Raw genomic sequence first — 26,789 nt, 5'->3', positions numbered from 1 at the left:
TTTTGTGTTTTGTGTGTTCACACCAGCATGATTTTGCTGCTGCCATGTTTGTGGTGGTGGTTGTTGTGTTGGTTGTGTGTTCGTTATTTAGGGCGCATGGTGGATGCCTTGGCATGCTGAGCCGATGAAGGACGTGTAAGGCTGCGTTAAGCCTCGGGGAGTTGTCAATAAAGCGTTGATCCGAGGATGTCCGAATGGGGAAACCTGGCACCTGTTATGGGGTGTTACCCTTCAGTGAATTCATAGCTGTTGTGGGGGTTTACGCGGGGAAGTGAAACATCTCAGTACCCGTAGGAGAAGAAAATAAATAATGATTCTGCTAGTAGTGGCGAACGAACGTGGATGAGGCTAAACCGTGTGCATGTGATACTTGGTAGGGGTTGTGTGTGCGGTGTTGTGGGCCCCAGCGTGCGGTGACTACCATCATCGTGCTTGTGTGTTGTTGTTAGGTGAAGTGGTGTGGAAACGCCTACCGTAGAGGGTGATAGTCCCGTAGTTGAAGGCTTCAATGTGCAAGTTGTTGGGTTGCCCGAGTAGCAGCGGGCTCGTGGAATCTGCTGTGAATCTGCCGGGACCACCCGGTAAGCCTAAATACTCAGTGTGACCGATAGTGTATTAGTACCGTGAGGGAATGGTGAAAAGTACCCCGGGAGGGGAGTGAAATAGTTCCTGAAACCATGTGCTTACAATCCGTCAGAGCACTTTTTATTGTGTGATGGCGTGCCTTTTGAAGAATGAGCCTGCGAGTCAGCGGCATGTCGCGAGGTTAACCCGTGTGGGGTAGCCGTAGGGAAACCGAATCCTAATGGGGTGTTTTAGTGGCATGTCCTGGACCCGAAGCGGGGTGATCTACCCATGGCCAGTGTGAAGCAGTAGTAAGATGCTGTGGAGGCGCGAACCCACGTAGGTTGAAAACTGCGGGGATGAGTTGTGGGTAGGGGTGAAAGGCCAATCAAACTCCGTGATAGCTGGTTCTCCCCGAAATGCATTTAGGTGCAGCGTCGCATTAGCTTGGTGGAGGTAGAGCTACTGGTTGGTTGAGCGGGACTACAATCTTAGCAATGTCAGCCAAACTCCGAATGCCATCAATTGTGTTGTGCGGCAGTGAGACTGTGGGGGATAAGCTTCATAGTCGAGAGGGAAACAGCCCAGATCGCCGGTTAAGGCCCCTAAGGGTGTGCTAAGTGGAAAAGGATGTGGGATCGCGAAGACAGCCAGGAGGTTGGCTTAGAAGCAGCCATCCTTGAAAGAGTGCGTAATAGCTCACTGGTCGAGTGGTCCTGCGCCGACAATGTAGTGGGGCTCAAGCACACCGCCGAAGCCGCGGCAAACTTTTTGTTTGGGTAGGGGAGCGTCGTGCATGTGTTGAAGCGTTACCGTAAGGAGGCGTGGAGTGTGTGCGAGTGAGAATGCAGGCATGAGTAACGAATTGGAAGGTGAGAATCCTTCCCGCCGGATGACTAAGGGTTCCTGGGTCAAGTTCGTCTTCCCAGGGTGAGTCGGGACCTAAGGCGAGGCCGACAGGCGTAGTCGATGGACAACCAGTTGATATTCTGGTACCCGTATATCCGCGCCCATGATAAAGCACTGATACTAACCACCGCGGATACGAATTGTGCACTCTTTGAGTGTGTGGTTTGTTGATGTCGTGGGGCCTGATGTGTGGTTCAAGTGATGGGGTGACACAGTGTAGTAGCCATGCCGCTTAGTGGATTGTTGGTGTAAGCGTGTGAGGTGGTGTGTAGGCAAATCCGCACACCGTGTAAGCCTGAGGCGTGATGCGTAGCCCTTGTTGGGGTGAAGTTGGTGATCTAGTACTGTCGAGAAAAGCCTCTAGCGATGTGGATGTATGGCCCGTACCCTAAACCGACACAGGTGGTCAGGTTGAAAATACTAAGGCGTTCGGGTGAACTGTGGTTAAGGAACTCGGCAAAATGCCCCCGTAACTTCGGGAGAAGGGGAACCACACGACTTAAACACTCCTTGCGAGTGTGGTGGGTTGTGGGGTCGCAGAGAATAGAGGGAAGCGACTGTTTATCAAAAACACAGGTCCATGCGAAGACGTTAAGTTGATGTATATGGACTGACGCCTGCCCGGTGCTGGAAGGTTAAGAGGACCGGTTAGTCACCTTTGGTGGCGAAGCTGAGAATTTAAGCCCCAGTAAACGGCGGTGGTAACTATAACCATCCTAAGGTAGCGAAATTCCTTGTCGGGTAAGTTCCGACCTGCACGAATGGCGTAACGACTTCTCTGCTGTCTCAACCACAGGCCCGGTGAAATTGCACTACGAGTAAAGATGCTCGTTACGCGCGGCAGGACGAAAAGACCCCGGGACCTTCACTATAGCTTGGTATTGGTGTTCGGTTCGGTTTGTGTAGGATAGGTGGGAGACTATGAAGCGGCCACGCTAGTGGTTGTGGAGTCGTTGTTGAAATACCACTCTGATCGGATTGGATGTCTAACCTTGGCCCATGATCTGGGTTGGGGACAGTGCCTGGTGGGTAGTTTAACTGGGGCGGTTGCCTCCCAAAATGTAACGGAGGCGCCCAAAGGTTCCCTCAGCCTGGTTGGCAATCAGGTGGTGAGTGTAAGTGCACAAGGGAGCTTGACTGTGAGACAGACATGTCGAACAGGGACGAAAGTCGGGACTAGTGATCCGGCACCTACTTGTGGATGTGGTGTCGCTCAACGGATAAAAGGTACCCCGGGGATAACAGGCTGATCTTCCCCAAGAGTCCATATCGACGGGATGGTTTGGCACCTCGATGTCGGCTCGTCGCATCCTGGGGCTGGAGTAGGTCCCAAGGGTTGGGGTGTTCGCCCATTAAAGCGGCACGCGGGCTGGGGTCAGAACGTCGTGAGACAGTTCGGTCTCTATCCGCCCCGCGCGTTGAAACTTGAAGAAGGCTGTCCCTAGGACGAGAGGACCGGGACGGACGTACCTCTAGTGTGCCAGTTGTTCCGCCAGGAGCATGGCTGGTTGGCTACGTACGGAAGGGATAACCGCTGAAAGCATCTAAGCGGGAAGCCTGTTTTAAGATGAGGTTTCATTTAAGGTCCCCCAAAGACGATGGGGTTGATAGGCCAGACCTGGAAGCACTGTAAAGTGTGGAGGCTACTGGTACTAATAGACCAAAACAAACACACACACCCCCTTTGTGGAGTGTGTTGACAACAAACACAACAGTTAATTAATCACACTGTCGCTTGCGTCCACTACACAGTATCTGACACAACACCAGCAACCAGCCGTTGCTCCGTGTGTTTGTCGGTGGCCTATAGCAGCAGGGAAACGCCCGGTCCCATTCCGAACCCGGAAGCTAAGCCTGCTAACGCTGATGGTACTGCAACCGGGAGGTTGTGGGAGAGTAAGAAACCGCCGACACCAAACAACAAACCATAACTCAATACACCAAGCCTGAGGTTACCCTCGTTTAGTGGACACCCTATTTGTACGGATCTTGTGTCCGTAAGAGAGGATGTTCATTGTGAGTCAACAGCGCAAGAAGTACACGCCTGAGTACCGGCGTGAGGCCGCGAACCTGGTAATCGAGTCAGAGCGCCCGATTGCCCATGTGGCTAAAGAGATTGGTGTTTCCGCCGGGCTTTTAGGCCGGTGGGTCAAACTCGAGCGTGAACGCCGAGGAGCCTCAGATGGGATGAGCGAGGCTGACCTCCGAGCTGAGAATGCTCGTCTGCGCCGAGAGCTGGCTGAAGCAAAGATGGATAATGAGTTTTTGTCAAAAGCGACGGCCTTCTTCGCTGCGAAGCAACGCGAGCAGAAAAGTTCGAATTGATGCGGCAGGAGAAGGCGAACTACAGCATCAAGCGCATGGCACGGCTATTAAAAGTGTCTCGGTCTGGATACTACAAATGGGCCCATGTGCAGCAGAAACGACTATCCGGAAAGGATGATCGTGTTGCATTTTACGATGATGTTGACCGAAAGATTCATCAGATTTGGAAAGACTCTGATGAGGTTTATGGTGCTCCGCGGATCACCGCAGAGCTTGCCGAGCGCTACCGCATTTCGCTTAACCGTAAGACTGTGGCGAAGCGGATGCGCATGATGGGCATTGAAGGGATTTCACCGCGTGCGTTTGTTCCGGTGACAACGATTCAATCCAAGCGTAAGTCAACTGGGCCTGACCCCCGGAAAGTAGACACGTCGGGGGTTAGCTATGCTGCTTGAGTCAGTGTAGCTGATGTGAGTGCTTCGAAGGCATCGGGGGCTAGAAGATTGCACCAGGAGTGCCGTCTGCGCGTGTTGTAGCGCATGCACCATCGGAAGACTTCTTGGCGGCAGATGATGGGATTGTCAAAGACTTTCCGATCACGCAGAACTTCACGCTTGAGACTGGCGTTAAACGATTCTGCCAGGGCATTATCGGCACTTGTACCCACTGCTCCCATGGATTGGCGAACACCAAGTACAGCGCAGTGCTCTCTAAATGCTTGTGAGGTGTACACACTGCCATGATCGGAATGGAAAATTGCCCCTTTAAGGCTTCCGCGGACTTTTCTGGCATGAGATAAAGCTTCGATAACCAGCGATACCCGCATGTGATCGGCTAGTGCATGGCCGACGAGTTTGCGCGAGTAGACGTCGATGACCGTGGCCAGGTACATGTTCTTGCCGCCCTTACACGGCAGGTACGTAATGTCGCCTACATAGACGTGGTTCGGCCTGTCAGCTGTGAATTTGCGGCCTACTAAATCTGGCATGACTCGACGTCCAGGCTTGCGCCTGGTGGTGATGCACCGACGCCGTTTACTAAAGCCTTTCAGCCCCATGGATTTCATGATGCGTGCGACCTTCTTGTGATTGATCGGAGGAAAGTCCGTATCGTCGTTGAGGCTTGCAGCGATGCGTTTAGCACCATAAAGCCCGTGCTCATCATCGAAGATAGTCTTGATTCTCGCACCAAGAAGGGCATCGGAACACGTCTTTAACCTGCGTTTTTCGCGGGTGTTGACCCATTTGTAGAACGAGGAGCGATTGAGCTTTAACACGTGGCACATCCGCTTGACCGAGTACTCGGTTCGGTAGTCATAGACAAACTGGAAGCGGATTACCAGCGTGTCTCTTCGGCAAAATACTTCGCGGCCTTACGCAGGATGTCACGTTCTTCACGAAGCTTAGAGACTTCTTTTTCTAGCTGGCGGATCCGTTCAGAATCAGTCGTCGCCTGGGCGTTGTCACGCAGGGTCTTCGTGCGGGCGCGTTTGCCGGTGCCGTACTGCTTAAGCCAGGAATAAAGTGAGGATCGATTGACTCCAAGCTCTGCTGAAGCCGCGTGAAGTGAGAGGTCCTCATTGTTTTCGTAGAGGGCCACAGCATCACGTTTGAACTGTTCGGAGTACCTAGGCATGGTGGTAGATTACCTTTCTTCCCAGCCCAACCGGGCTGGATATCAGGTGTCTACCAAACAGGGGTCAGGTCCACTCTTCCTGACCTGGTCAAGCGCATGTTTGATACTGGTGAGCTGAATCGGGTGTGGATGTCGGATATTACCTACTTGCGCACCGGTGAGGGCTGGTTGTATTTGTGCGCGGTCCGCGATGGTCATTCCCGCAGGGTGCTGGGTTGGGCTATGGATAGTGTTCAAGACACACACCTGGTTGAACGGGCCCTGCGGATGGCGCATACGCTGCGCGGTGACGTTCCTGATGGGCTGGTGTTTCACGCTGACCGTGGAACGCAATTCACTAGCGAGAAGCTCTGGGAGGTCTGCCGCAGACTAGGCATTGCCCAGTCTGTGGGGCGTACTGGTGTGTGCTTCGATAACGCGATGGCCGAGTCGTTCTGGTCGACGCTAAAGACTGAATTCTACGACCGTAAGCGATGGCCTACCCGTGATGCTGCACGCAAGGCTGTTGCCTACTGGATTGAAGTCGTCTACAACCGTCGGCGCCGGCACTCTGCACTCGGAATGGTCAGCCCCGTCGACTTCGAGAACCACGCCGGCGCAATCAACAGCAGAAAAGAAATAGCTGCCTAACCCCTAGGTAGCTCCACTACGTGTCCACGATTTGCGGGCAACCCCAAGCCCGTCACCGTTGAGTGGTTGCTCAACGGTGACGGGCTTCTTCATCGTTTTCGCACTCTACCTAAAAGTGCAAACCTGAAAACACAGACCTGCGTGCTGCACATCCACGTCTGCGCTTATAGACCGCAACGGATCCCCGCACCGTTCATACGCGCTATTTGTCCCAGGTGAAGCGTCCAGGGTCACTGACATCAATCCTTAGGTAGCGCCTTTTGCGACCGCCCAGTCGGACCCCTACCGGATATATATGCAGGGCCTTGAAATGCTGTCCTGCATCGCGCTGGTCGATGTAGTATCATGCGGCATCGCCAATCAGGCAGCCACAACCGCGAGTATGGAAGCGGAGAACCGGTTTCCTGGCGCCACATCACTCCACAATGGAAAGGGTGATGCTTTCAGGGGCTAGCGGATGAGACCAGCATGGACCTGTATAACAATGCCCAAGGTCGATTTCTTGGATCTGCTTTCGCAAGTAGTGGCGACGAAGCTTCTGCTCTGAACCAGTGCGCCCTCTGGGCTAGCATTGGACTGCTACCTACACTTTCCTAGGATAGGCACGAGAAGGGAGTTATGTTAATGAGACGCATGATGGCGCGGATAGGGTTCACTAGTATTGTCTCCCTATTACTCTCCTCTTGTAGTTTTGATGACCCATTGGCTTCTCATCTCGCGTCCCTAGGACGATCGGGACATGCGATCCCCGTTACTGAGTCCATCACACTGGAGGAACTCTACGGACCAGAGTGGACTGAGTTTTCGCTCGTGTGCCCATACACTCCGTATCAAACAGTCAAAGAAACACTTATGGCTGATGATCCCCCTGTTCCAGAACACGGCTTCTCCGATCACGAAAACTTCCTCTTTCTTAGAGGAAAAGGCGACAGCGAACAATGGGTGAGGTTCTCTCGAGAGGCTCTCGATCTGTGTTCTCCATCAAGTCCGTCTTCTTTAATCATGGAGTCAACGTCAGTTGCTCTCAGTTTTTCTCTGGATAGTCCGGGTAGTGCTTGGATTCTAACCGGCTTGAACAAGTAGTCATATGGGCTCGCTGCCCGTTGAATCCAAGAAGCTGCAGTACACCCTGGACTGGTCAGATGCGGCCAAGATTGACTGGGACACCATCATATTGTTTGGCTGCGGCATGACCTTCGGCGCCATGCTGGGCAGCTCCGGTCTAGCAGAAACTATCGGTTCCGGACTCAACAATATGTTGGGCGTATCTAGTGCCCTGGTCATCACTGCCATGGCGGTGTTGCTGGCCATCCTCATCTCTGAGACCACAAGTAATACCGCGGCAGCGGCTGTCACTATGCCCGTTGTTGTTCCACTCGCCATGACTGCGGGAGTAGACCCTGTTATCCCGGCGATGGCCGCTACCTTCGGCGCATCCTTTGGCTTCATGCTTCCAATTTTCACGCCGCATAATGCCATCGTTTACGGCTCCGGCTGCGTTTCCATCGCGCGTATGATCCGCACAGGCATCAGCTTCGACATAATCGGCGGCGCGCTGATTATCTTCTTTCTCCCAACTGTTGCCGCCTTGGTAGGCATCGGATAGGGGATGAAAAAGACGTAGCCCTCGGCCGCCGTTATGACGGGCCGGGGGCTAGCGCTGCAGGAAGGGGTCTTCAATCGGCGCTATCGCTCAACGTTCAACTTGGCACTCAACCGATCAATCCGAGCCCTTGTGCACTCGATGCCGCCATGTAGACTCCCACAATTGCCGCGATCCACAGCAACGTCACTTTCGCCTCATACTCCAGCCGACGGATGGCGCGCTCCAGACGAGGAAAAATAGCCGGCCCCGCTGCGCCTGCAATGGCAGCCATAAGAGTTGCCGGTAGGACCATGATGATGCAGTAACCCGCAATAAGCGCGACCTTGCCGCTAAACCCGAAAGACATAGACTGGATAATTCCCATTGCGCCCAGGTAAGGCAACATAGTCGCAGCCTCGACGACGGCAGCACCTAGCGCAAGCCCCACCATGCCGGTCGCACTCAGTGACGCGCCCCGTGCAAGGCGAGAAGCCCGACTCTTCGACACCTCGCCGTTGGCGGTCTGCGTGGCCGCGGGCTTTTTGGGGTTTGGCGAGAATGCACCGAAGATGAAAAGCCCCGCGCCTAGAACAAGCGTCACCCACCGGAACCAATCAGTCTCGCTTACGCCAGAAAGTCTCGATACTGCAGCATCGAACCCTAATAGAAGCGCAATGCCAAGGCCGCAGTAGGCCGTGGCGATCGTAGCGAGATAGGTGCCCAATAGGCCTAAACGTACTCGTTGCCAGATAACAATCAGGGCGATAGGAATGACAAGGGTACCTGCACTCAAACTATCTACGAGTGCAAGGCCGGCAAGGGGAAGGAAGTCTGACATGGAATTCTCCAGTAGTCGGGTGTTCGAGGGGAGGTTGACCTTAGCTTCGCGAAAGGCCTTAATCCCGATTAATACGTTCGTATTAATCATGCGGTTGGTACGATTGTATGAGGCGCATTGCGCGAGTGCAACTACACTCATGAATGGCTCATCGCAAATGAGCTACGCAAGATTGGAGCTCCATGTCCGTTGATCGCAACACACCCATCACCGGCACCGCCGCAGTAATCGCTGATGCTGCCATTCGAGTGATGGTCAGCCAGGGCCTCGATGCCCTGAGCGTGCGCAATGTCGCCACTGAGGCTGGCGTCGCACCTGGGACTGTCCAGTACCAGATGGGTAAACGGGACGACATCATCGCGAAAGCTTTTGTCAGGTCGTTGCAGCGCCAGGAGTCGCGGGCCCTTACACAAACCGATGCGACGGATTTTCACGCGGCCTTCCAGGGTCGCCTTGCTGAACTTTTGCCAGTTGGACCTGTCCAGCGCGAAGATTCCGCTGTGTGGGTCATAGTGGGAGCTGCTGCCTCGACGCGCGAATGGTTGGCTGACTTATACGACGCCGAGGTGACGAAGTTTCGGGCGCGGGTGTCTGAAGGTCTCGAAGCAGCGCAACGCTTCGGAAAGCTGGCCCGAGGGCTGTCGCCTGAGCAAGGTGCTCGTCTTGTCACTGCACTGGTCAACGGGCTGACGATCGACTACCTCAATGCTCCTGTGGACTCGGCGAAGCAGTTGTTGGCAGACCTTGCTTCGGGACTCGCGCTGATTGTGGAACCAGGTTCTCCTAAAGACTAGGACGGTACTAGGGCTGGAGGTACAGCATGCCCCTTCATGCTCAGGAAGTCCTCCAACCCATGTCAGTGCGGAGGCACTGTGCCAGTCCCCGGCGAGTGGATGTCAATCGACGGGTGGGAGTACGAGTATCTCGCAAACGGCATCCATGTGTCCGGCGTGCCTGGATACTTCGGCCAGTAGATGGGACAACACCCAGTCGACAGTGGGGTGCCTGCCGTCCTCGTCAGCTTGGGATGCAGGCTCTCCCGGTGGATACGTTGCAAGCAAAGACAAGGCATCCTTCCACTCCTGTTGAAGGGCATCGACGAAGAGCTCGACCGTGACATCGGGATCCGCGTTCCAGTCTTCATGTGGAGAGTCATCAGTCCACGGGACCGGAAGATCAGCGCCTACCACGACATTTGCGATCCAAAACCGGATGGCGTACCGCTGATGGTTCAGAAGCCCCGCAACGGTCCAGTGACTACGAAGGGGAACATGTGTCACGCCTGAGCAATCTACCTGAACGGCCATGTCTTTTCAGGGTTGCCTTTCGCAAGAACTTGGAGGAAAACGCAGGGTGGTGCAATGTAGGGGCTGAGCAGGCATGTGCAGGAGCCTGCATTCTTAGGACTCTGCAGTTAGGCGGCGTACGGCTTCCCGTATCACCTCGGGGCGCTTGCAAAAGGCGAAGCGCACCTTGTACTTCCACGGCTCGGGATTGTCCGTGAAGGCCGCCAGCGGGATGGCAGCCACGCCCTTCGTTTCGGGCAGCTGCATGCAGAAGTCCACGCCGGTCATGCCGGTGGAGGAAATATCGGCAACCACGAAGTAGGTGCCGCCGGTGTCATGGACGTGGAACCCTAACTGTTCAAGACCTTCCACGAGGATGCTGCGGCACTCTGCAAGCTCATCCACCATGCTGTCCAGCCATTCCTGTTCATAGCGCAGGGCATGGGCCACGGCCGGCTGGAAGGGCGTGGTGGAGACAAAGGTGGTGAATTGCTTCGCTTTGATGACGCCGTCGAGAAGCGTGGGTTCTGCGATAGCCCAACCGGTCTTCCACCCGGTGCAGTTGAAGGACTTGGCGGCTGAAGTCACCGTAACGGTGCGGGAGGCCATCCCCGGCAGGGAGGCGATGGAGACGTGCTCGGCGGTGCCGAAGGTGAGGTTCTCGTAGACCTCGTCAGCCAACACGAGGAGGTTCTTCTCCGCGCAGAGTTCGGCGAGCTCGGTGAGTGTCCCACGGGAAAAGACCGAGCCGGTCGGGTTGTGCGGGGTATTGACGATGACCATGGCGGTCTTGTGCGTCACGGCCGCGCGTACCGCAGCAACGTCGATGTCCCAACTGTTGCCGGATTCCTTCAAGGGGACGGGGATGCGGGTGGCGTCGGCAAGCGCGATGGCAGCGGCGTAGGCATCGTAGTAGGGCTCAAGGACAATGACCTCGTGGCCGGGCTCCACCAGACCGAGCACCGTGGCTGTAATCGCTTCGGTAGCACCCGCGGTGACCACGACGTGGTCCTGAGGGACGGAGTGGGTTTCGGCGATGGCGCTGAGCAGCTCCGGAACGCCGCGCAGGGGAGCGTACTGGTTGTTACCGCCGGCGATGTTTTCCTGGGCAATCTCCAGCATGCGCTGCGGGCCATCGCTATCAGGAAAACCCTGTCCCAGATTCACCGCGTCATTCTCCACGGCAAGCGCGGTCATGGTGGCGAAGATGGTCTCGCCGAATTCTTCAAGCCTGTGAACAGTCATTTAGAGCACCAGCAGATCGTATTTCGTAGCTTTCACATCGGTTAGACGCTTACGGGCGCGCTCGAGGCGCTGCCACTGATCCTCTGGAATGGACTTGCGGGCAATCGTCACTGTCTCCGCGTCCGGGGTGCCCCAGGCAATCGGCATCGGGGTGATCTGTTGCCAGTGTTCTTTATCGCTGCTGCTGCGCTGGCCGGAGACCGCGGCCACCGGAACCTTGGTTCCCACGGTGCGCTTAATGCCCGGGATATTGGTGACTGTGCGCAAGCACGCGCCCCACCGCGGCGGTGCCTTCGGGTCAACATTGGTGTTCACCAAGGCCATGAGGACTATGTCGCGCTCATTGACCTCCGCGACGACCGCGGGGGCAAGCGGATAGGAGTCGTAGAGCTCCTGGGCCGAGCCAACCTTGCGCGAAGCCAAGACACCGATGACGGCGCAAAAGATGCCAAAGAGTGCCATGCCTACCGCCAGCGTGATGCGCCAGACGGCCTCCATGCCGAAGTAGACGGCAATCGCAGCGATTATAAGCACGAGGCCCATGACGAGGCCGGAGTTGCGCAGGCGCGAGGAATCACGGAGGAGCTCGTTGTTCTTCTTGGCAAAGTCTTCGTTGACTGCAAACTTGAAAATCTTCATCAGCTCACAAGTCTACTTCGTCCACCAGCCGGTAGGCATAACCTTGCTCGGCCAAAAAGCGCTGGCGGTGCATGGCGTATTCCGCGTCGATCGATTCGCGCGCCACCAACGTGTAAAAGGTTGCTTCCTGGCCATCCTTCTTAGGACGCAGCAGGCGGCCCAAACGCTGGGCCTCCTCCTGACGGGAGCCGAAGGTACCGGAGACCTGGATGGCCAAGGCAGCCTCGGGAAGGTCGATAGAAAAGTTCGCCACCTTGGACACCACGAGCGTGGCGAGCTCCCCTTCGCGGAATTGCTGGAAAAGCTTCTCACGTTTGGAGGTGGAGGTCTTGCCGTCGATAACCGGTGCGTCTAGGTGCTCACCGAGCTCCTCCAGCTGGTCCACGTAGGCGCCGATGATGAGCGCCTGCTGACCTTCATGTTTCTTCAGCAGCTTGTCGACGGCCCGCAGCTTCGCGCTTGCCGAAGCCGCAATCCTGTACCTCTCCCGCGCCTGTGCCGTGGCATAGAGCAGGCGTTCCTCCTGCGTCATGTCGACGCGCACCTCGACGCAGTCCGCGGTGGCGATATAGCCGGCGGATTCCAGCTCCTTCCACGGCGCGTCGTAGCGCTTGGGCCCGATGAGCGAGAAGACATCGCCCTCGCGGCCGTCCTCGCGGATCAACGTGGCGGTCAGCCCTAGGCGGCGGCGTGATTGGAGGTCGGAGGTCATGCGGAAGACCGGGGCGGGCAAGAGGTGGACTTCGTCGTAGATGATAAGGCCCCAGTCGTGGGAATCGAAGAGCTCGAGTGCCCGGTATTCACCTTTGGTCTTGCGGGTGACCACCTGGTAGGTGGCGATGGTAATCGGCTTGATTTCCTTCTTCTCACCCGAGTACTCACCAATTTCCTCCGGCGTGAGGCTGGTGCGGCGCAGTAGTTCATCGCGCCACTGGCGCCCGGCCACGGTGTTGGTCACGAGGATAAGCGTGGTGGCCTGTGCTTTGGCCATGGCGGCAGCACCCACGATGGTTTTGCCCGCGCCACAGGGCAGGACCACAATGCCGGAGCCACCGGACCAAAAAGAATCGGCGGCATACTGCTGATAATCGCGTAAGCTCCAGTCCACTTCCTTTGTGCTCAGCGCGATGGGGTGGGATTCACCATCGACGTAGCCGGCGCGGTCATCGGCGGGCCAGCTGGCCTTTAGCAGCTCCTGCTTGAGCCGCCCGCGCGCGGAAGGCGGCACGGCGATGGTGTTGTCATCAATGCGCGGGCCCAGAAGTTCGCTGACCTTCTTGGTGCGCGTGAGTTCCTCCAGGACGACAGGCTCGTCCGATTCGAGGATGAGGCCGTGGGCCGGATGTGCCAGCAGGCGCACGCGGCCGTAGCGCGACATGGTTTCGGCGACGTCGATCAGCAGCGCCTGGGGCACCGGGAAGCGGGAGTAGTTCTCCAGAACGTCCACGACCTGCTCGGCATCGTGCCCGGCGGCGCGCGCATTCCACAGGGCCAGTGGGGTGATTCGGTAGGTGTGGATGTGCTCGGGCGCGCGCTCCAGCTCAGCAAAAGGCGCGAGCGCTGCGCGGGCCTCGTCGGCTTGCGGGTGATCGACTTCCAAAAGGACGGTCTTGTCCGATTGGACGATGAGCGGTCCGGGCATATCTGGGGCCTTTCTACTCTGTGCGTCAGGGAAGGACTTAATCTCTGTCGGCGAAGCGGACGGAGGAAATGCGGTGAACCGGAAAGCGCACGGGTTTGCCCGCTGTCCCCAGGGCATCAATGTAGCCGCCTTCGACCGACAGTGGTTTTACAGTCACGGTGCGGATTTCGCCGCTTTTATCGGCATAAGAAATCACGATATCGGCGTGGAAGCGCGCGGCGGCGCGGGCGAGCGTGAGGGGATCCGGCTCCTCTTCCTTCTGCGCGCTGGGATTCTGTGCTGATTGCCGCAGGACCTGCACGGCGTCATCCACCGAGGCCGGCTCGCGCTTGCGGAGCTTCGTGCGGGGCGTGGGCAAAAGGTAAGGCTCGGGGGCGACGGCCAGGGGGGCGCCGGATTCATCCTCCGCAGTGGGGGAGAGGCCCTTAGCGCGCAGCTTTTCCAGAAGCTCGCCCACGCGCAGCTGCGATACCGCCACGGTGGGCGCGAGCAGGCGCAGGCCGGGGACTGAGGCAGCGGCGAGCTCTAAGAGTGCGGGATCCTCACTGCGCAAATAGGACAGTGCAGGTCCACTGCGGAGGGTTCCATGGCGCTTGGCGACGTCCCCGATGGCAAACCCCAACGCCTGTGGCACGCCCGTCGGGGAGTGCGCTTCCAAGAAGTCGGTCATTTCCTGCGCGGTGAGCCCCTGGTCCATGCCGCGGCGGATGGTGGCCTCGCTGATGCGGTACACGCTGGCCAGGCCTGGGGATTCGAGGTCCGCCAGGGATGCCAGGGGGCGGTGCGTGGTTGGCTCGAGGGGACCGGGCACGAGGACGGTGAGGTCTTGCTGGATGATAAATTCGCTGACCGTTTCGGGAACGAGGCTGGTGGCCGCGGCAGAATCACCCAGCACGCGCGTGGCCTTGCCCAGTGCTATGGCACCGATCCATTCGGCTTCGGCGCGCAGCTTCTCAATGGTCACCGTGCGCGTGTGGCTGGCAAAAAGTGGGGAGCGAAACCGCAGGTCTTCCCAGAACTCTTCGTCGTTCAGCGCGACTGCGGAGTGTGCATAGACGCCGAGGACGAAGGCTCGAAAGCGCGGCAGACGGCGCACGAGGCTGTCCTCCGCGAGCACTCGGGAGTCGCTCCAACTGGCCCAGGTGGAGGTGCGCCAGGCGTCGAGAAGAATGCGCCACTTCTCCCCGAGATTAGCCTCGAGCCAGTCCTGGGAGCCAGTGGTAGCTGCGAGGAAATGCCCCTCCAAGCCATCCGGTTCGCCGCGGTGGAGAAGCCTAGCGTGGTGGCCCAAGCAGATAAGTCGCGCGACCTCTTCCTTATCCATGTCGAGGTCCTTGGCCAGTTGGTTGAGGGGACGAACGCCCACCGAAGAGTCCTTCAGTAGTGCTACCGGATGGCTTCCGAGTAACTCGATAAGCCTTTCCATGCCGCGCACGGCTTCCAGGCCTGCCGCCGCGCCGGCGTCATCCGCCTTGGTATCCGGATCCGGTGTGCCGGCGCGCCCCGAAGGGGTGGTGGGAATGGGCGGGGTGTTGTCACCAGCCAACAGGCGGGCCAGTGAGTGCGGAAGGCGCACCGAGTGCGCGCTGATACGCTCCAGAAAACCTTTGGCCAGCAGGCGCTTGGCGGGATCCTCGGAATTGATGTCCGGCTCGGTGTCGGTGGTGTAGCCCATGCCGTCGCTAGTGCTTAAGGCATCGAGGACTCGGCGCTCTTCGGGAGCAAGCGTGGCTAGGTCCTTCTCATCGAACTCGACTTGGTTGCGCAGCGACCATCCGGTGGGAAGCGAGCCCATGACGGCGGTGACGATGCGCACCTGCGGGGCATCGCCGAAGACTAAGCCGCGCTCCTTGAGCTGCTTCGTGATTGTCGGGTTGGTGTCCTCCACCATGCCGACCTCGCCGCCGCGGTGGGCGATGTCTTCTAAGACAGCCAGTTGTTCGGCGTTGCTGGCTGCCAAGGCATCCGCAACGTGCATCGGAAGTGTCAGGCGCGTGGCCAGCGCGTCGAAATCCTTTGGTGCTGGCGAGAGGACATCGCTGCGGTTGCTCAGTAAGGCGCGCAAGTCCTCACCGGGTAAGCGGCTGAGCCAGTCGCGGTAGCTCTCAGTGACGCGGGCGCGGTTGGAGGGGGTGGTCATAATGGCGATCAAGCTTAGTACTTAGTAGGTGGGGGAGAGATGGGGCCCTCGTTGGGTCAATAAGTTACTTTTTGCCGCGGGGTTTGGAATAATAAGGAGCATGTCGAACGAGAACAAAGGCTTCGTATCCCCGGCTTGGCCGAAGAACAGCCCCCGCGAGCACGCTATTACTGAACTTACTGCACCTTTTGCTGGCGCTTCCAGCCCGTACGGTGACGACCTGATTCTGCCGATGCCGGCAGAAAAGCTCAACTACGTTCACCCGTACACCCGCATTAACCACTAATCGGCTGCGCGGATAACCGCGCATGCTCTTAGTGGTGGGGCCGCGCTGTGCGCGGCTCGCCCAGCCCCTCCGAGAATGTTCTCCTCGGTGGGGCTATACGTGTTTGTGCCGAATTCTGTTGTGCCGACGTTAGTCGGCACGGGCTTGGGCCTTAAAACCGTCGAGCAGCGTATCGATGAGCCCGGTCCGCAACTCCGAAAGGAATTCGGTTTCTATTGGCGCGCTGGGCAGTGGGCGGGTGAGAAGCCCGATGCCGATGCTGGCGATGCGGTGCATAATATCGCGCCAAGTAGTCTCCGGATTCTCATTAAATCCTTCATTGCTATTGTGGGGATTCTCGTCGTCATCGGCCTCACGCTGTGGGCCTTTTGAGCGCCCACCTGTGCATCGGGTCCGGCTGGTGTTCCGGTTGTCATTTCGGCGCCGGAGCCCATGGTGGAAGGCATCGCGCAGAAGACTGAAGGTGCGGCCGGAGATGAGGTCCCGGAGATCGTCGTGAAGCAGAATGGGGAAGAAGTGCGTGATGCGGTGCTGCAGCGCGAAGCTGTTAGCGGGCTGGTTATCTCCCCGCAGGGCGTACGTGCGTTCACTGCGGCGGGAAATCGCGCCGACGTGACGATGATTGATGGCCTCGCTGGTGGCCAGCTCGAGGCACGAGGAATGACCGTGGAGAAGCAGGAGCTGGCGCCGACGACCACGGAAGACCCGCAGGACAGCGGAATCGCGGTGCTATGCTTACCGCTGGCCTCATAGGGTTGATGGGTGGTGTGGGTATCGGCATTGGCGGAGTACTGACCATCTTCCTGGCGAATCCGTTGTCGGGCTTGGCGACCGGACCGTGGCTACTGCTGGCCGGATGGTCGACGCTGGGGCAGTGGATGCCCATCGGTGCGACGGGCTACCTAGTCCATTCGTTAACCTTCTTTGATGGTCAAGGCGCTGGGAGGGCATGGTGGGCCCTGAGTCTGTGGATTGTTGTCGGCCTAGCGTTGCTGGCTTTCGACAGGTCGCGTACTAAGTGAAGAACCCAATTGAGATTGAGAATGAGGTTCTTCTCTTTAGCGCTCGCTTTGGAAATACAATCAGTCGGAATGCTCTTCCAGCCAATCCAAGGCGACGTCAATTCCCGTCCAAGCAAGAGCAGTGGCGCCATCTGAAAGCGTTTGATTAGCGACTTCGCCTACGCATGCATCGGCGAAAGCCTCTTGGTGGTTTAACACAGGATACGAACCCACACCGATATAAGGGTGTATTGCCCTAGTTATATGGGAAACGTTTGCAAAATCAGTTGAGGCTTGACTCATTAATGTTTCAGGCCCATCTGTACGCAAGTCACGGCCAAGGAGAAGGGCATTTTTCTCGTAGTATCCGAGACCAGCCTCATCAGTAACGAAGTCGGAATATGGTTTCGACTCATCGATGATAGAGACTTCGCAGCCGGTAGCAAGAGCCCCTGCTTTGAAACAGTTAATAACCTTTTGAGATGTAGCGTCCAGTTCCTCCATCGTTGACGCTCGTACGTACCAGCGCCCTTGTGTGCGGTGAGGAATAGCGTTTGGAGCATCACCACCTTTAGTGACAATCCCGTGTACACGCACAGTTGGAGGGAGCTGCTGTCGTAGTAAACCGATGGCAACTTCTGAGATTGTGAAAGCATCCGCAGCGTTTACGCCTTGGGTGGGGTAGGAAGCCGCATGTGAAGCATGGCCAGTAAAGTTTACTTCCCAATGCAGAACGGCGAACGGCTTAGCCCTTACTACATCAACAGGGGCGGGATGTGACATCATCGCAAAGCGCAGCCCATCGAAAGCACCGCGATCTAGCATCTCAACCTTCCCGCCCTTTCCTTCTTCTGCTGGAGTTCCAAAAATCTCCACTGAGAGATCCAGTTCTTCCGCAACCTTGGAAAGAGCAATACCAGCACCGAGAGACATTGCGGCAATCAGATTATGGCCGCAGGCGTGCCCAATACCTGGCAGTGCATCGTATTCCGCCATGATCCCAATTCGCTTAGAACCGGCCCCTTTCACTGCATGAAATGCCGTAGGTATTCCTACGTAATTCTCTTCAACATCAAAGCCGCGTGAACGTAAGAAGTTTGCACATCGTTTAGATGACTCAACCTCCTCCCAGGCGATCTCGGGATTTTCATGGAGCCATTCAGAAAGCTCGATGAGAGAACTCAACTCCTTGTGGACAGCTTTGCGCGCCTTCTCTTTATACTTATTCATCGCCAGGCACCCCATAGGAGGGAGCGGTGTGCGGTGATTTTCCGCGCGTCACGTAGTCATCGCGTTGGGGCATCCAAATTTCAAGTAGCTTCTCAAGTTCAGCAATCGGCGAATCAGACCAGTCCACCCGCAGGTCAGTTTCTATCCACCCAGCGTCACGAACGACGCCTAAACCAGCAGACTGAACTGGGCCAGCTTCACCACCGGCTTCCAGGCCAGCGACCATCGTTTCAAGCAAACGGTGCTCAAGTTCACCGCTAGTGCTTTCAAATCGGCGAAGCATCGCGTCGATAACCTTTTGCGATGCGAGCATATTTCCAGCAATTACACAGTTATCGCCGACAACCTGGTTGTGCGTACCGAGCGTGTGGACTCCAGAGTGAGAGAAACCTGGACCCTTCGCTGGAAGAATCGTAATTTGTCGGTAATCCAGCGTGGAGTCATTCTCCTTGAGCCAGTCAAACGCCTCTTGAGCTGTACTGCCATTTTCGAGTCGCCCCAAAATCGCCGGACCGAACCGTGGATCGGTGATGTTTTGGGATGACACCGCACCGATTCCGCTACGAAGGTTAAGGCAGCGAGCAGCGACTGCGGGTGAAGAAGACGAAACAGCTTGGCCAATGGCACCTGAGCTGTCGCGAGCAATGATTGAAAAAGTCATAAGCCTTCCAATGCTTGGGGAGCCTTATACGGATGGACAGTGAGAAGTGTCGACACCGCTGTAGGGCTCAGAATGGTTATCGAAATCTAGTTGTTATCTAGAACGGCCGTCGCATCAATTTCGACGAGCCATTCCGGGCGAGCCAATGCATCAACTACAAGTCCTGTAGAAACGGGGTACACGCCCTTAAGCCACCTACCCATTACGTTGTAAACAGCTTCGCGGTAGCGAATGTCTGTCAGATAGACGGTGACCTTTACGATGTTCTCGAGGCTTCCGCCTGCTTCTTTCATAAGCATGTCGATGTTTGCCATTGCCTTTTCGGCCTGTGCCTCGACGTCACCGATGCCGACAGATTCGCGAGTGTCTAGATCTTGGCCAATCTGGCCACGGAGGAAGACAATGTTATTAGCGACCACTGCTTGGCAAAGATCATTGGAGAGATTTTGTTCTGGATATGTGTCCTTCGTGTTGAAGGGACGGATACGAGTGAACTTCATGGTGAGTCCTTTCGGTAGTTGGAATGATGAACGTGAGGGACTCAGTCTTCGGGGTGACGGTAATCGCGGTAGTTGCGCTGAATGTTGATTTGATCTGCGACAAACTTGGCGTCGTGCCAGCAGCCCCAAATAAACGACGAGCCACGACGTGACTGCCACGGCAGTCCGACGAAGTAAACACCGTGCGCAGTAGAGACTCCACGGTTGTGAATCGGAGTACCTTGGCTATCGACAGCGTTTTCTACGTCAAGCCAGTTGTAATCTCTCCCATATCCGGTGGCCCAAAGGATGCTATTTACACCATTGGCCTTCAGTTCGAGCTCTTGTAGCGGATTTACTACGCATTCAGGATCAGGTCCCAAAGTGTGGGCCTCGGGTTCTTCGGGGAGATCTAGCCCATTCTGTTCAATGAATGCGTCTGCCTCTCGAAGGAGTGAGAGATAGTTTTCGTCTCCCTCATGGATATTGCGTGCGAGGTCTGCAGCAAATTTCATGCGACCGTTTTCATACGGTCCGGCGCGTCCTACGAGCGTGATTCCTTTAGCTGCGAGGTCTCGGAAATCCACGGTGTGACCGCCCTTGGCGCCGGTAACTGAGATAGTGACATGTTCAGCGCCTTCTGCTGGTGTTGCCATATCCCACTTATCTAAGACTCCGAGCCAGTAGACAAAATCGCGGTTTCGATACCGACGAGGAGGACGATCGTGAGGACCTACGGCAAGGTAGACCTCCCGGCCCGCGTCGCGGAGCTCGTCTGCAATCTGAACACCGGAAGACCCCGCACCAACAACGAGTACCCCGCCTTCGGGAAGATCCCCTGGGTTGTGGTAGTCGGATGAGTGGATTTGGAAGATTTCTTCTTGTGGGACTACGGCAGGGATTACGGGGACCTGAAATGCTCCAGTGGCGGCAACGACAAAGTCACAGTCATACGTGTCCTCGGAAGTTTCCACACTGAATCCGTGACCGCCATCCTTGCGAGTCACTTTACTGACGGTTATTCCCTCCTTAACCGGTAGATCGAAAAGCTTGGTGTATTTCACCATGTAGTCAGCGACTTCTTCTTTAGGGACGAAGCGTTCTTGGTCTCCCTCGAACTTCAACCCTGGGAAACGATCGTGCCAAGCGGGGCCATTTGCAACGAGAGAGTCCCACCGTTCCGAGCGCCAGCGAGATGCGATTCTGTCTCGCTCAAGGACGATGTGGTCGATCCCGTGGGAGCGAAGATGTTCGCTAGTTGCAATACCAGCTTGTCCAGCGCCGATAATGACGACTTCCTTTTTGATGTGAGGCATACAAAACTCCAAATGTAGGAAAACTGAGGCTGAATCACGGTCGTAAAGGTAAAGTACGGCACACTGTCCGGAAAGTGTGATCCAGATATCAACAGTCTGTTGTGGGGGTGCGAGTTAAAGCAAGTACCTTCTACGTACAAAGATCATCAATTATTCTGATAATGGGCATGACCTGTATTTTTGCGGTGGAGAGTGCTGTTTTGGGTATTTGATGGGTAAAGGAGCAGACAGTGGCAAAGACTGAATCGGCGATAACACTGACGCAAATGCGTTACTTTGTGCGGGTGGCTGAGCTGAGCTCGATGAGCGCAGCTGCAGATGAGCTTTTTGTAGCTCCGTCCGCTGTGTCAATGGCTATCTCGCAGCTTGAGCAGGCTGTTGGATGTCAGCTTCTGATGCGACGTCGTTCAAAGGGGGTTGCCCTTACGGATCAGGGGCGAATTTTCTATCCGCATTGCCTAAGGATTCTAACGGGGGTTAAGGACGCGGTTGATAGTGTGCGGACGGGCGCTCTGGGAGGACGGTTGACGGCTGGATGCTTTACGACTCTTGCGCAGTTTTGGATCCCAGATATCGTAGAAGGAATTCATGCGAGCCACCCAGGGGTGGACGTCGATATTCGGGAATGTGATGCGGACCAGTTGGAGGAAGCATTGTCACAGCGGAAAATTGAGGCTGCGCTTGCATATGACTTCGATTATGGCCGAGAGATTGAATTTGTCCCAATGGGCACAGCACCTCTTTATGCAGTTTTTGGAGATGGTCACCGGTTCGCTCATGCGGAAAAGGTGGAATTGCGCTCGTTGGCGTCTGATCCCCTAGTGCTATTGGACTTGGGGAAATCCTCAAACTATTTCTTGTCTGCGTTTCGTGAAGCAGGGGTTGAACCGCTGGTGAGTTATAGATTCGAGAGCTTTGAGATTGTTAGATCTATGGTTGCAAGGGGTTATGGGTATTCCGTGCTTAATCAGTCGCCGGTGCATGACCTGACTAACGAAGGACTGCATTTGAATCGTGTGCCGATAGTTGGGGCGGGAAGGCGGCAGTAATTAAGCGAGGAGAATCTGTGCTAAGGGCGGAATTATTTGTTGACACCGTGCGATTGTTGCTGCAAGAGCGTCGATAGTTGCACTACGAAGTGCTCGGAGGGCTAAGTGCCCCGGTGGGCCTCTAGGCTATTTGGCGAAATGGTATTAAGAAAAGTGAAGGGGGTATCAAAAAATACCGATAGACTAAGCGTCGGAGTTGTCATACTGTGATCCGCAATACGCGCCAGTGTAAGTTGCATCACGTTGAAAATATAAATGGCGTCGTGTCACTCAGAAATTCAATTGTGGTGTCCAACATGTATCTGGCGGTATGCTCACACAAAGGATTGGATAATGACGAACTCAATAGATCAAAGAAAGGCTGCGTCACCTCAAGAACTACGGCGCAACACCATTGCCGGTGCAATCGGTGTCCTCGTCCACTGGTTCGACTGGGCAGTTTATGCCTATCTGGCGACTACGATTTCCCACGTATTTTTTCCCTCCGACGATGAAACGGCCAGCCTTCTCTCTGTATTTGCGGTCTTCGCGGTTGCTTTCTTCGTTCGGCCTCTTGGCTCCGTGATATTTGGTCATATTGGCGACACAGTCGGGCGAAAGAAAACCCTCTCATTTGTCATCATTACGATGGCTGTGGGAACCCTCATGATCGGACTAATTCCATCCCATGAAACTATCGGTATCTGGGCTCCGATCTTGTTGATTGTCGCCCGGGTGATTCAAGGTATCGCGGCTGGAGGAGAATTCGGTTCTGCCGCATCGTTCCTTTCTGAATACTCGCCGCGCGAAAAACGTGGTTTTGGAACCTCGTGGATTGAATTTGGCTCTGTTATGGGATTCCTTTTGGCTTCTATCGTGGTGGCCGGAATGCACTTGACGCTTTCCGATGAAGCAATTATGGCTTGGGGATGGCGAGTTCCATTCTTGCTGACTGTCCCTCTGGCAGCAGTAGGCCTTTGGATCAGACTGAAAATTGAAGACACGCCAGAATTTCAAACACTGCAAGAGGAGGATATTGTTCCTGAGGCTCCTCTGAAAGAGGTATTTCAGAAAAACTCCAAGCAGTTTTTTCAAACAATTGGTATTGAGATTTTCATGAATTGTACGTTCTATGTGGTCATGGTTTATCTCATCACTTACCAAGAGGCAGTTGCAGGCATTGAACCTGGTGTGGCTTCCATATTGTCTGCGGTCGCTTCGATTGTTGCCGCGGCTATGATTCCACTAGCTGGAATTTGGTCCGACAAAATCGGACGAAAACCCGTAATGTTTACCGCTGCAGGATTGCTTAGCGTATTGGCGTTCCCAATGTTTTTGCTTATGAAGCAGGGGACTGCGCTGGCAGGGTTTATCGCTACCTTTGGGCTTGCGGCATCTCTTGCTCTTATTCTTGGTACCCATTCGGCAACTGTATCCGAGCTTTTCCCGACACGTACCCGACAATCAGGCTTATCGATGGCTTACTCAATTGCTGGAGCTTTCTTTGCCGGCACCCTTCCGTACCTGAATACGTGGCTCATCGATGCCACTGGTAACGACATGATTCCGGCATACACGTTAATTGTGGTCGCGATAATCGGCGTGATTACTCTGCTTACAATTCCTGAGACGAAAGGTATTGCTCTCTTGCACGAATCGGACCTGGCTGGCGCAAAGAGGAATAAAAAAGAGGCTCTTCTAGGAGAATGAGCTTTTAATGATACATCTCGCCCCTAAGCGGGTGTGATTATACTTCTGGTAGAAGATTGCCACGATTGCAAGGTGACAGCATTTACGCACCCTGCAATTTTGGCGTTGGAAGAAAGGTATTCGTTGGGTATTTCCTTTCGACAGCTCGAGTACTTTGACGCCGTCGCTGAAACTGGCAGTGTGACTGCGGCTGCTTCAAAACTATTTGTCTCGCAGTCGGCGATTTCGAGCGCAATCGGTGAGCTAGAGTCAAGCCTTAATGTCTCTTTGTTTATACGTCATCCTCGTGGGTTGTCTCTAAGTGCGGATGGTCTCGTAATTCTGAGACATGCAAAGGCCGCACTCGGTGTTGTCAGTGAAATCCAAAATGTTGCACGCCACTTGGGACAGGAGATTTCGGGGTCTATTCGTCTCGGCTGCTATTCAACAATCGCGCCGCGTCTAGTTCCTCCTCTTGTAGAACTTTTGGAATCAAAGTATCCAGAATTGCGGTTATCTTTTGAAACAGGAGATCGTTCCAAGCTTATCGATGGCCTGCGGCGCGGAAACTTCGATGTCATCGTGATTTACGATTACAGTTTTGAGCAGGGGCTGAACGAAGTTGGAACGATTACTCAGCTAACGGCGGTTAAACCGTATGCCTTACTGCCTTCTGAACACCCTCTGGCAGGTTCCCCTTCTGTTTGGTTGGAGCAGTTGGTCGAGGACCGATTTATCCTTTTCGAATTGAAGCCAGCAGCACAGTATTTTCTGTCCTTGTTCGAGAAAGCCAAGTTAAAGCCAAAAGTTTGGTTTCGGACCGGAAGCAATGAAGTTATTCGAGGTATGGTGGCCCGCGGCCTGGGATATTCCTTATTGACTCAATATTCGGAACACAGTTTTTCGCATGACGGGAATGCTTATGTTCAAAAGCAGCTTTCGAATGATTTTGAGGCGCTGCCTATCGTAGCGGTCACTTTGAAAGGGGGAGAACAGCGGGCAAAAGTCGATGTATTTCTTTCGTTGCTTAAGGATCTCTATTGAGGATTCAATCCCAGTAATATGGGGTTGCGGCTTTCATTGTTTGCCAATTTTGCCGTGCATGAACGGACTAGGTGCGACTCCAAAAGTGCGGTCGAAAACGCTGGAAAATATAGAAAGTTGGCCACCAAAGTAGCTTCTCATTCTGTATCCGGAGGCTAAGAATCTTCGCCGAATTGATATGCCTTAGCTAGGTAACTTTGCTCGACGAGATTAGCTGGGCCCTTTTCCAAACGGGGTGATGCAAGAAGCGGGCGCCAAATGGCGCCCGCTTCAAAAAACTGACCCCCTTGTAGGGGGCGTTTCCGTCTCTGGAACGAGTAAACGGAAGGGGCCTGTTTACTTCCTGTTGAGGCGACCCCTCCATTTGTGTGCCGTACAAGCACAGCGCGCTAATTAGCGCGCAGCCAGAACCTGTGCCAGCGGGTCGATGACGTGGCGGTTAGCGGAGTAGAAGGCGTTGAAGTCGTGGCGGTTAGCCTTGTACTGCTCGGTGAAGGAGGCCGGGATGGTCAGGCCGTACTGGGTAGCGGTGTCCTCGATGAGGGTGTAGAGAGCGTCAACAGCCAGCTCGTCGGTGGGCTCCTCGGCAGCTTCCTGGACAACCTTCGGTGCCTCAGCCGGTGCCTGCGGTGCGGTCTCTTCCTTTACCTGAGTAGCGGCCGGCGCCGGGGCAGCGTTCACGTTGCGCGGGGTCGGTGCGGAGTTTAGGCCCAGGCTAGCGGAGCAAGCCGGCCATGCGCCCCAGCCCTGCTGTGCCAGGGTGCGCTCAGCAACAGCGATCTGCTGCTCGCGGGTGGCCAGGTTAGCGGTCGGGGCGAACTCGCCGCCACCGAAGGCCTGCCAGGTCTGTGCGCTAAACTGCAGACCGCCGTGGTAGCCGTTGCCGGTGTTGATGGCCCAGTTGCCGCCGGACTCGCACTGAGCGAGGCGGTCCCAATCGGAATCCGGTGCGGCGGCAGCGTTCGGAGCCATGATGGCTGCGGCGGCGCCGACGGCAACGGTGGAAGCGGCAAACTTGGTGGCGATGGACTTGTTCTTAGCGGAGTGGCGTCCCATTAAAGTATTCCTTCTCTAGGTTGTTCTTGCTTTCTCGCGCCCAGATGATGCCCAGTCCGGCATGTAGTTTTGCAATTGATGTTCACGTTCATGCACATCATGTATGGCCGCCGTGTGGAAGCCCGGACTGTGTCTGGGGCGAGACTTCCACGGCCGGCGGCCGAAGTGCCTGTGGGAAAGAGTAGCGGTTTATAACGAATCAGTCACGTTAAATGGCTCAAAACGGTAACGGAAGCGGGGATTCCCCTACGTTTCCCCTGTTCGCGACGTGAATGTTAGCTATGTCACACTTGTAACGGGTGTGGTGGTTGGGGCGATGCTTATTTCTGGTTTCTTTGGTGGGGTGCGTGGAGGTTAAGATGTATCTCTTTATAAGTTCCACGGATAGTTCCTCCGCGCGGCAGCTTAAGTCTCAACCACGCTTCGCCGCGCCTCCTTACCCCAGAAGACCGGAGCCTATCGGCAGGCACGTGATACGGCCTAAGCTTTGGGAGAGGAGAGACGGAAAGAAAGTGAGTGAAGAACCATGCCTATCGGCAAAGTGAAGTGGTATGACGCGGACAAGGGCTTCGGCTTTGTCAGCAACCCCGGCGATGAAGACGTCTATGTTGGCCGAAACGTGCTGCCCAAGGGCGTCGATGAGCTGTACCCAGGCCAGCGCATCGAGTTCGATTTCGCCGCTGGTCGCCGTGGCCCACAGGCGCTGCGCGTGAAGGTCCTTGATGCTCCGCGCCGCCGCACCCCGGCCCGCAAGCCGGAGGAGCTATCGAGCATGCTTTCCGACGTCATGACGCTCCTCGAAACCCAAGTGCAGCCGGTGCTCAGCCAGGGCCGCTACCCGGAGCGCAAGACTGGCCGCCAGGTGGCGGAGATTCTGCGTGCTATTGCAAAGGACTTGGATAGCTAGGGCCTAAAGTTTTTAGGCCGATGGCTCGAAAGTGCCCTAGCTGACGAAAGTTAGGCTGATTTTTCAATGATCAGCCGTAAGTTTGGCAGCTAGGGCACTTTTGCGATCGTGGGGCAGGGGGCGCGGCTACTTGTCCGCGGGGGCCTCGGCGTCGCCCGTGGCCTTGGATTCCTTGAGCTCTTCGTCGGTCATGGTGGATAGCGACCACACCGTGTGCATCGGTGTCTCCTCACCATTGGCATCGTGGCCAATCATGAGGGTGGAGATTTCCACCACCATTAGCTGTGGGCGCTCGCCGGTGGAAGCCTCAATCGGCGGGACAGAGCCGGGGATCTCCAGCGAGGTGGTTTCGTTGGCGCCGTGCGCAGTGCTGTCGTTGGCGGCCGGGTCATCGTAAATGGAGAGCACCGACCACTCGTGGTTATAGATGGCGTCGGGGATCTCCAGCTTCAGGGTGTCATCGGGGCCCACCGTGAGGTTGGGAACCTCGCCCTCTTCGCAGTCGGCGCCCGGCTCGCAGACGCTATAGGGCGCGACCTCAATCGTTTCACCGCCCACCGTAGCCGTGATGGTGACGTCCTGCGGGTCGGGGCCCGGGCGATCATTCCACCACTTCTGAAACATCACCACCGCAACGACGATGACTGCCACGGCGATAATGAGCGCCAGAAACTGCAGCAGTGATTTCTTCCTTGCTTGCTTCACGGTAGCCAT

Annotated in this window: 23 protein-coding genes, 2 rRNA genes and 3 pseudogenes; 15 read left to right on the top strand and 13 right to left on the bottom strand. The window is 55.9% G+C overall.

The window, feature by feature from the left end; translation table 11 throughout:
- The first annotated feature begins 76 nt into the window (after window positions 1–76).
- The 4 genes from HWX44_RS11165 (at window position 77) to HWX44_RS11150 (ending at window position 4,193) form a co-directional block, all read left to right on the top strand.
- Window positions 77–3,148 (top strand): 23S ribosomal RNA (locus tag HWX44_RS11165).
- 120 nt (window positions 3,149–3,268) lie between these two features.
- Window positions 3,269–3,386, top strand: a 5S ribosomal RNA gene (gene rrf, locus HWX44_RS11160).
- Between the two features lie 103 nt (window positions 3,387–3,489).
- A complete protein-coding gene (locus HWX44_RS11155; RefSeq protein ID WP_010188437.1) occupies window positions 3,490–3,798 on the top strand; it encodes an IS3 family transposase in 309 nt (102 codons plus the stop codon).
- A complete protein-coding gene (locus tag HWX44_RS11150) occupies window positions 3,798–4,193 on the top strand; it encodes an IS3 family transposase (RefSeq protein WP_175974690.1) in 396 nt (131 codons plus the stop codon). The genes HWX44_RS11155 and HWX44_RS11150 overlap by 1 nt, the downstream gene beginning before the upstream one ends.
- Here HWX44_RS11150 and HWX44_RS11145 read toward each other — a convergent pair.
- Window positions 4,181–5,373, bottom strand: a protein-coding gene (locus HWX44_RS11145; RefSeq protein ID WP_175974688.1) for an IS3 family transposase whose coding sequence is annotated in 2 segments (ribosomal slippage) — window positions 4,181–5,091 and window positions 5,091–5,373 — 1,194 coding nt in all. Because the reading frame shifts where the segments join, the coding sequence is not laid out codon by codon here. The genes HWX44_RS11150 and HWX44_RS11145 overlap by 13 nt on opposite strands.
- 75 nt (window positions 5,374–5,448) lie before the next feature.
- On the opposite strand from HWX44_RS11145, the pseudogene HWX44_RS11140 reads away from it, so the two are divergent.
- Together HWX44_RS11140 and HWX44_RS11135 are read left to right on the top strand one after the other, a co-directional pair.
- Window positions 5,449–6,003: pseudogene (locus HWX44_RS11140) on the top strand (IS3 family transposase); the annotation flags it as partial.
- A 1,096-nt stretch (window positions 6,004–7,099) separates the two neighbouring features.
- Window positions 7,100–7,609 (top strand): annotated as a pseudogene (locus tag HWX44_RS11135) (SLC13 family permease); the annotation flags it as partial.
- A 106-nt stretch (window positions 7,610–7,715) separates the two neighbouring features.
- Here the strand turns inward: HWX44_RS11135 and HWX44_RS11130 are convergent.
- Window positions 7,716–8,516 carry a GAP family protein gene (locus HWX44_RS11130; protein WP_254868195.1) on the bottom strand — a complete coding sequence of 267 codons (801 nt, stop codon included), beginning with the start codon at window positions 8,514–8,516 and terminating at the stop codon, window positions 7,716–7,718.
- A 92-nt stretch (window positions 8,517–8,608) separates the two neighbouring features.
- Between HWX44_RS11130 and HWX44_RS11125 the strand changes: the two genes are divergently transcribed.
- Entirely contained in the window at window positions 8,609–9,220 is a 612-nt protein-coding gene (locus tag HWX44_RS11125; protein ID WP_175974686.1) for a TetR/AcrR family transcriptional regulator, read from the top strand.
- A gap of 189 nt (window positions 9,221–9,409) precedes the next feature.
- On the opposite strand, the pseudogene HWX44_RS13525 reads toward HWX44_RS11125, so the two are convergent.
- The 5 genes and pseudogenes from HWX44_RS13525 to HWX44_RS11100 all read right to left on the bottom strand — a co-directional run.
- A pseudogene (locus tag HWX44_RS13525) lies at window positions 9,410–9,733 on the bottom strand (mycothiol transferase); the annotation flags it as partial.
- A gap of 93 nt (window positions 9,734–9,826) precedes the next feature.
- Window positions 9,827–10,957: an aminotransferase class I/II-fold pyridoxal phosphate-dependent enzyme gene (locus tag HWX44_RS11115; protein WP_175974682.1), complete on the bottom strand. Its 1,131-nt coding sequence runs from the start codon at window positions 10,955–10,957 to the stop codon at window positions 9,827–9,829.
- Entirely contained in the window at window positions 10,958–11,596 is a 639-nt protein-coding gene (locus tag HWX44_RS11110; protein WP_175974680.1) for a DUF3239 domain-containing protein, read from the bottom strand.
- A 4-nt stretch (window positions 11,597–11,600) separates the two neighbouring features.
- Window positions 11,601–13,238 (bottom strand): DNA repair helicase XPB, encoded by a 1,638-nt coding sequence (locus tag HWX44_RS11105; protein ID WP_175974678.1) that lies wholly within the window; start codon window positions 13,236–13,238, stop codon window positions 11,601–11,603.
- Between the two features lie 37 nt (window positions 13,239–13,275).
- The gene (locus HWX44_RS11100; protein ID WP_175974676.1) at window positions 13,276–15,378 is read right to left on the bottom strand and encodes a helicase-associated domain-containing protein; all 2,103 of its coding nucleotides are present in this window, start codon (window positions 15,376–15,378) and stop codon (window positions 13,276–13,278) included.
- Window positions 15,379–15,478: 100 nt separating this feature from the next.
- On the opposite strand from HWX44_RS11100, the gene HWX44_RS11095 reads away from it, so the two are divergent.
- The 4 genes from HWX44_RS11095 to HWX44_RS13395 all read left to right on the top strand — a co-directional run bounded on the left by HWX44_RS11095 (window position 15,479) and on the right by HWX44_RS13395 (window position 16,686).
- A complete protein-coding gene (locus HWX44_RS11095; RefSeq protein ID WP_175974674.1) occupies window positions 15,479–15,664 on the top strand; it encodes a hypothetical protein in 186 nt (61 codons plus the stop codon).
- A 105-nt stretch (window positions 15,665–15,769) separates the two neighbouring features.
- Complete coding sequence (locus tag HWX44_RS13405) at window positions 15,770–16,036, top strand: hypothetical protein (RefSeq protein ID WP_254868190.1); 267 nt, start codon at window positions 15,770–15,772, stop codon at window positions 16,034–16,036.
- A gap of 60 nt (window positions 16,037–16,096) precedes the next feature.
- Complete coding sequence (locus HWX44_RS13400) at window positions 16,097–16,417, top strand: hypothetical protein (RefSeq protein ID WP_254868189.1); 321 nt, start codon at window positions 16,097–16,099, stop codon at window positions 16,415–16,417.
- A complete protein-coding gene (locus tag HWX44_RS13395; protein ID WP_254868188.1) occupies window positions 16,396–16,686 on the top strand; it encodes a hypothetical protein in 291 nt (96 codons plus the stop codon). Before HWX44_RS13400 ends, HWX44_RS13395 begins: the two co-directional genes overlap by 22 nt.
- A 60-nt stretch (window positions 16,687–16,746) precedes the next feature.
- Here HWX44_RS13395 and HWX44_RS11085 read toward each other — a convergent pair whose 3' ends face one another.
- From HWX44_RS11085 to HWX44_RS11070, 4 genes are all read right to left on the bottom strand, one after another.
- On the bottom strand, window positions 16,747–17,895 hold the full coding sequence (locus HWX44_RS11085) for a M20 family metallopeptidase (RefSeq protein ID WP_175974672.1): 1,149 nt from the start codon (window positions 17,893–17,895) through the stop codon (window positions 16,747–16,749).
- The gene (locus HWX44_RS11080) at window positions 17,888–18,556 is read right to left on the bottom strand and encodes a DUF1028 domain-containing protein (RefSeq protein WP_175974670.1); all 669 of its coding nucleotides are present in this window, start codon (window positions 18,554–18,556) and stop codon (window positions 17,888–17,890) included. The genes HWX44_RS11085 and HWX44_RS11080 overlap by 8 nt, the downstream gene beginning before the upstream one ends.
- Window positions 18,557–18,642: 86 nt before the next feature.
- Window positions 18,643–19,056 (bottom strand): RidA family protein, encoded by a 414-nt coding sequence (locus HWX44_RS11075; protein WP_070679525.1) that lies wholly within the window; start codon window positions 19,054–19,056, stop codon window positions 18,643–18,645.
- 41 nt (window positions 19,057–19,097) lie between these two features.
- Window positions 19,098–20,351, bottom strand: coding sequence for a flavin-containing monooxygenase (locus tag HWX44_RS11070; RefSeq protein ID WP_175974668.1), 1,254 nt, complete (start codon window positions 20,349–20,351; stop codon window positions 19,098–19,100).
- Window positions 20,352–20,581: 230 nt separating this feature from the next.
- Between HWX44_RS11070 and HWX44_RS11065 the strand changes: the two genes are divergently transcribed.
- The 3 genes from HWX44_RS11065 to HWX44_RS11055 all read left to right on the top strand — a co-directional run bounded on the left by HWX44_RS11065 (window position 20,582) and on the right by HWX44_RS11055 (window position 24,112).
- On the top strand, window positions 20,582–21,400 hold the full coding sequence (locus HWX44_RS11065; protein WP_175974666.1) for a LysR family transcriptional regulator: 819 nt from the start codon (window positions 20,582–20,584) through the stop codon (window positions 21,398–21,400).
- A 333-nt stretch (window positions 21,401–21,733) separates the two neighbouring features.
- Window positions 21,734–23,089, top strand: a complete 1,356-nt coding sequence (locus tag HWX44_RS11060) for an MFS transporter (protein WP_175974665.1) — start codon at window positions 21,734–21,736, stop codon at window positions 23,087–23,089.
- 72 nt (window positions 23,090–23,161) lie between these two features.
- Window positions 23,162–24,112, top strand: coding sequence for a LysR family transcriptional regulator (locus tag HWX44_RS11055; protein WP_175974663.1), 951 nt, complete (start codon window positions 23,162–23,164; stop codon window positions 24,110–24,112).
- A gap of 393 nt (window positions 24,113–24,505) precedes the next feature.
- Here HWX44_RS11055 and HWX44_RS11050 read toward each other — a convergent pair whose 3' ends face one another.
- Complete coding sequence (locus HWX44_RS11050; RefSeq protein WP_175974661.1) at window positions 24,506–25,168, bottom strand: resuscitation-promoting factor Rpf1 domain-containing protein; 663 nt, start codon at window positions 25,166–25,168, stop codon at window positions 24,506–24,508.
- Window positions 25,169–25,694: 526 nt separating this feature from the next.
- Between HWX44_RS11050 and HWX44_RS11045 the strand changes: the two genes are divergently transcribed.
- A complete protein-coding gene (locus HWX44_RS11045; protein ID WP_158382014.1) occupies window positions 25,695–26,075 on the top strand; it encodes a cold-shock protein in 381 nt (126 codons plus the stop codon).
- Window positions 26,076–26,201: 126 nt separating this feature from the next.
- On the opposite strand, the gene HWX44_RS11040 is transcribed toward HWX44_RS11045, so the two are convergent.
- Entirely contained in the window at window positions 26,202–26,789 is a 588-nt protein-coding gene (locus tag HWX44_RS11040; RefSeq protein ID WP_175974659.1) for a DUF2771 domain-containing protein, read from the bottom strand.

The organism is Corynebacterium sp. Marseille-Q2823 (genome assembly GCF_903645345.1).
Lineage (GTDB): Bacteria > Actinomycetota > Actinomycetes > Mycobacteriales > Mycobacteriaceae > Corynebacterium > Corynebacterium hiratae.
The sequence above is the reverse complement of the archived record's forward strand: the minus strand, read 5'-3'. Positions and strand labels throughout refer to the sequence as shown.

Excerpts from the sequence above, each read along its gene's own strand:
- HWX44_RS11125 (WP_175974686.1), top strand. The coding sequence starts at position 8,609 with ATGTCCGTTGATCGCAACACACCCATCACCGGCACCGCCGCAGTAATC.
- HWX44_RS11040 (WP_175974659.1), bottom strand. The coding sequence starts at position 26,789 with ATGGCTACCGTGAAGCAAGCAAGGAAGAAATCACTGCTGCAGTTTCTG.
- HWX44_RS11150 (WP_175974690.1), top strand. The coding sequence starts at position 3,798 with ATGCGGCAGGAGAAGGCGAACTACAGCATCAAGCGCATGGCACGGCTA.
- HWX44_RS11100 (WP_175974676.1), bottom strand. The coding sequence starts at position 15,378 with ATGACCACCCCCTCCAACCGCGCCCGCGTCACTGAGAGCTACCGCGAC.
- HWX44_RS11070 (WP_175974668.1), bottom strand. The coding sequence starts at position 20,351 with ATGCCTCACATCAAAAAGGAAGTCGTCATTATCGGCGCTGGACAAGCT.
- HWX44_RS11080 (WP_175974670.1), bottom strand. The coding sequence starts at position 18,556 with ATGACTTTTTCAATCATTGCTCGCGACAGCTCAGGTGCCATTGGCCAA.
- HWX44_RS11085 (WP_175974672.1), bottom strand. The coding sequence starts at position 17,895 with ATGAATAAGTATAAAGAGAAGGCGCGCAAAGCTGTCCACAAGGAGTTG.
- HWX44_RS11050 (WP_175974661.1), bottom strand. The coding sequence starts at position 25,168 with ATGGGACGCCACTCCGCTAAGAACAAGTCCATCGCCACCAAGTTTGCC.
- HWX44_RS13395 (WP_254868188.1), top strand. The coding sequence starts at position 16,396 with ATGCTTACCGCTGGCCTCATAGGGTTGATGGGTGGTGTGGGTATCGGC.
- HWX44_RS11075 (WP_070679525.1), bottom strand. The coding sequence starts at position 19,056 with ATGAAGTTCACTCGTATCCGTCCCTTCAACACGAAGGACACATATCCA.
- HWX44_RS11060 (WP_175974665.1), top strand. The coding sequence starts at position 21,734 with ATGACGAACTCAATAGATCAAAGAAAGGCTGCGTCACCTCAAGAACTA.
- HWX44_RS11110 (WP_175974680.1), bottom strand. The coding sequence starts at position 11,596 with ATGAAGATTTTCAAGTTTGCAGTCAACGAAGACTTTGCCAAGAAGAAC.
- HWX44_RS11105 (WP_175974678.1), bottom strand. The coding sequence starts at position 13,238 with ATGCCCGGACCGCTCATCGTCCAATCGGACAAGACCGTCCTTTTGGAA.
- HWX44_RS13400 (WP_254868189.1), top strand. The coding sequence starts at position 16,097 with ATGGTGGAAGGCATCGCGCAGAAGACTGAAGGTGCGGCCGGAGATGAG.
- HWX44_RS11095 (WP_175974674.1), top strand. The coding sequence starts at position 15,479 with ATGTCGAACGAGAACAAAGGCTTCGTATCCCCGGCTTGGCCGAAGAAC.
- HWX44_RS11130 (WP_254868195.1), bottom strand. The coding sequence starts at position 8,516 with ATGATTAATACGAACGTATTAATCGGGATTAAGGCCTTTCGCGAAGCT.
- HWX44_RS11045 (WP_158382014.1), top strand. The coding sequence starts at position 25,695 with ATGCCTATCGGCAAAGTGAAGTGGTATGACGCGGACAAGGGCTTCGGC.
- HWX44_RS11115 (WP_175974682.1), bottom strand. The coding sequence starts at position 10,957 with ATGACTGTTCACAGGCTTGAAGAATTCGGCGAGACCATCTTCGCCACC.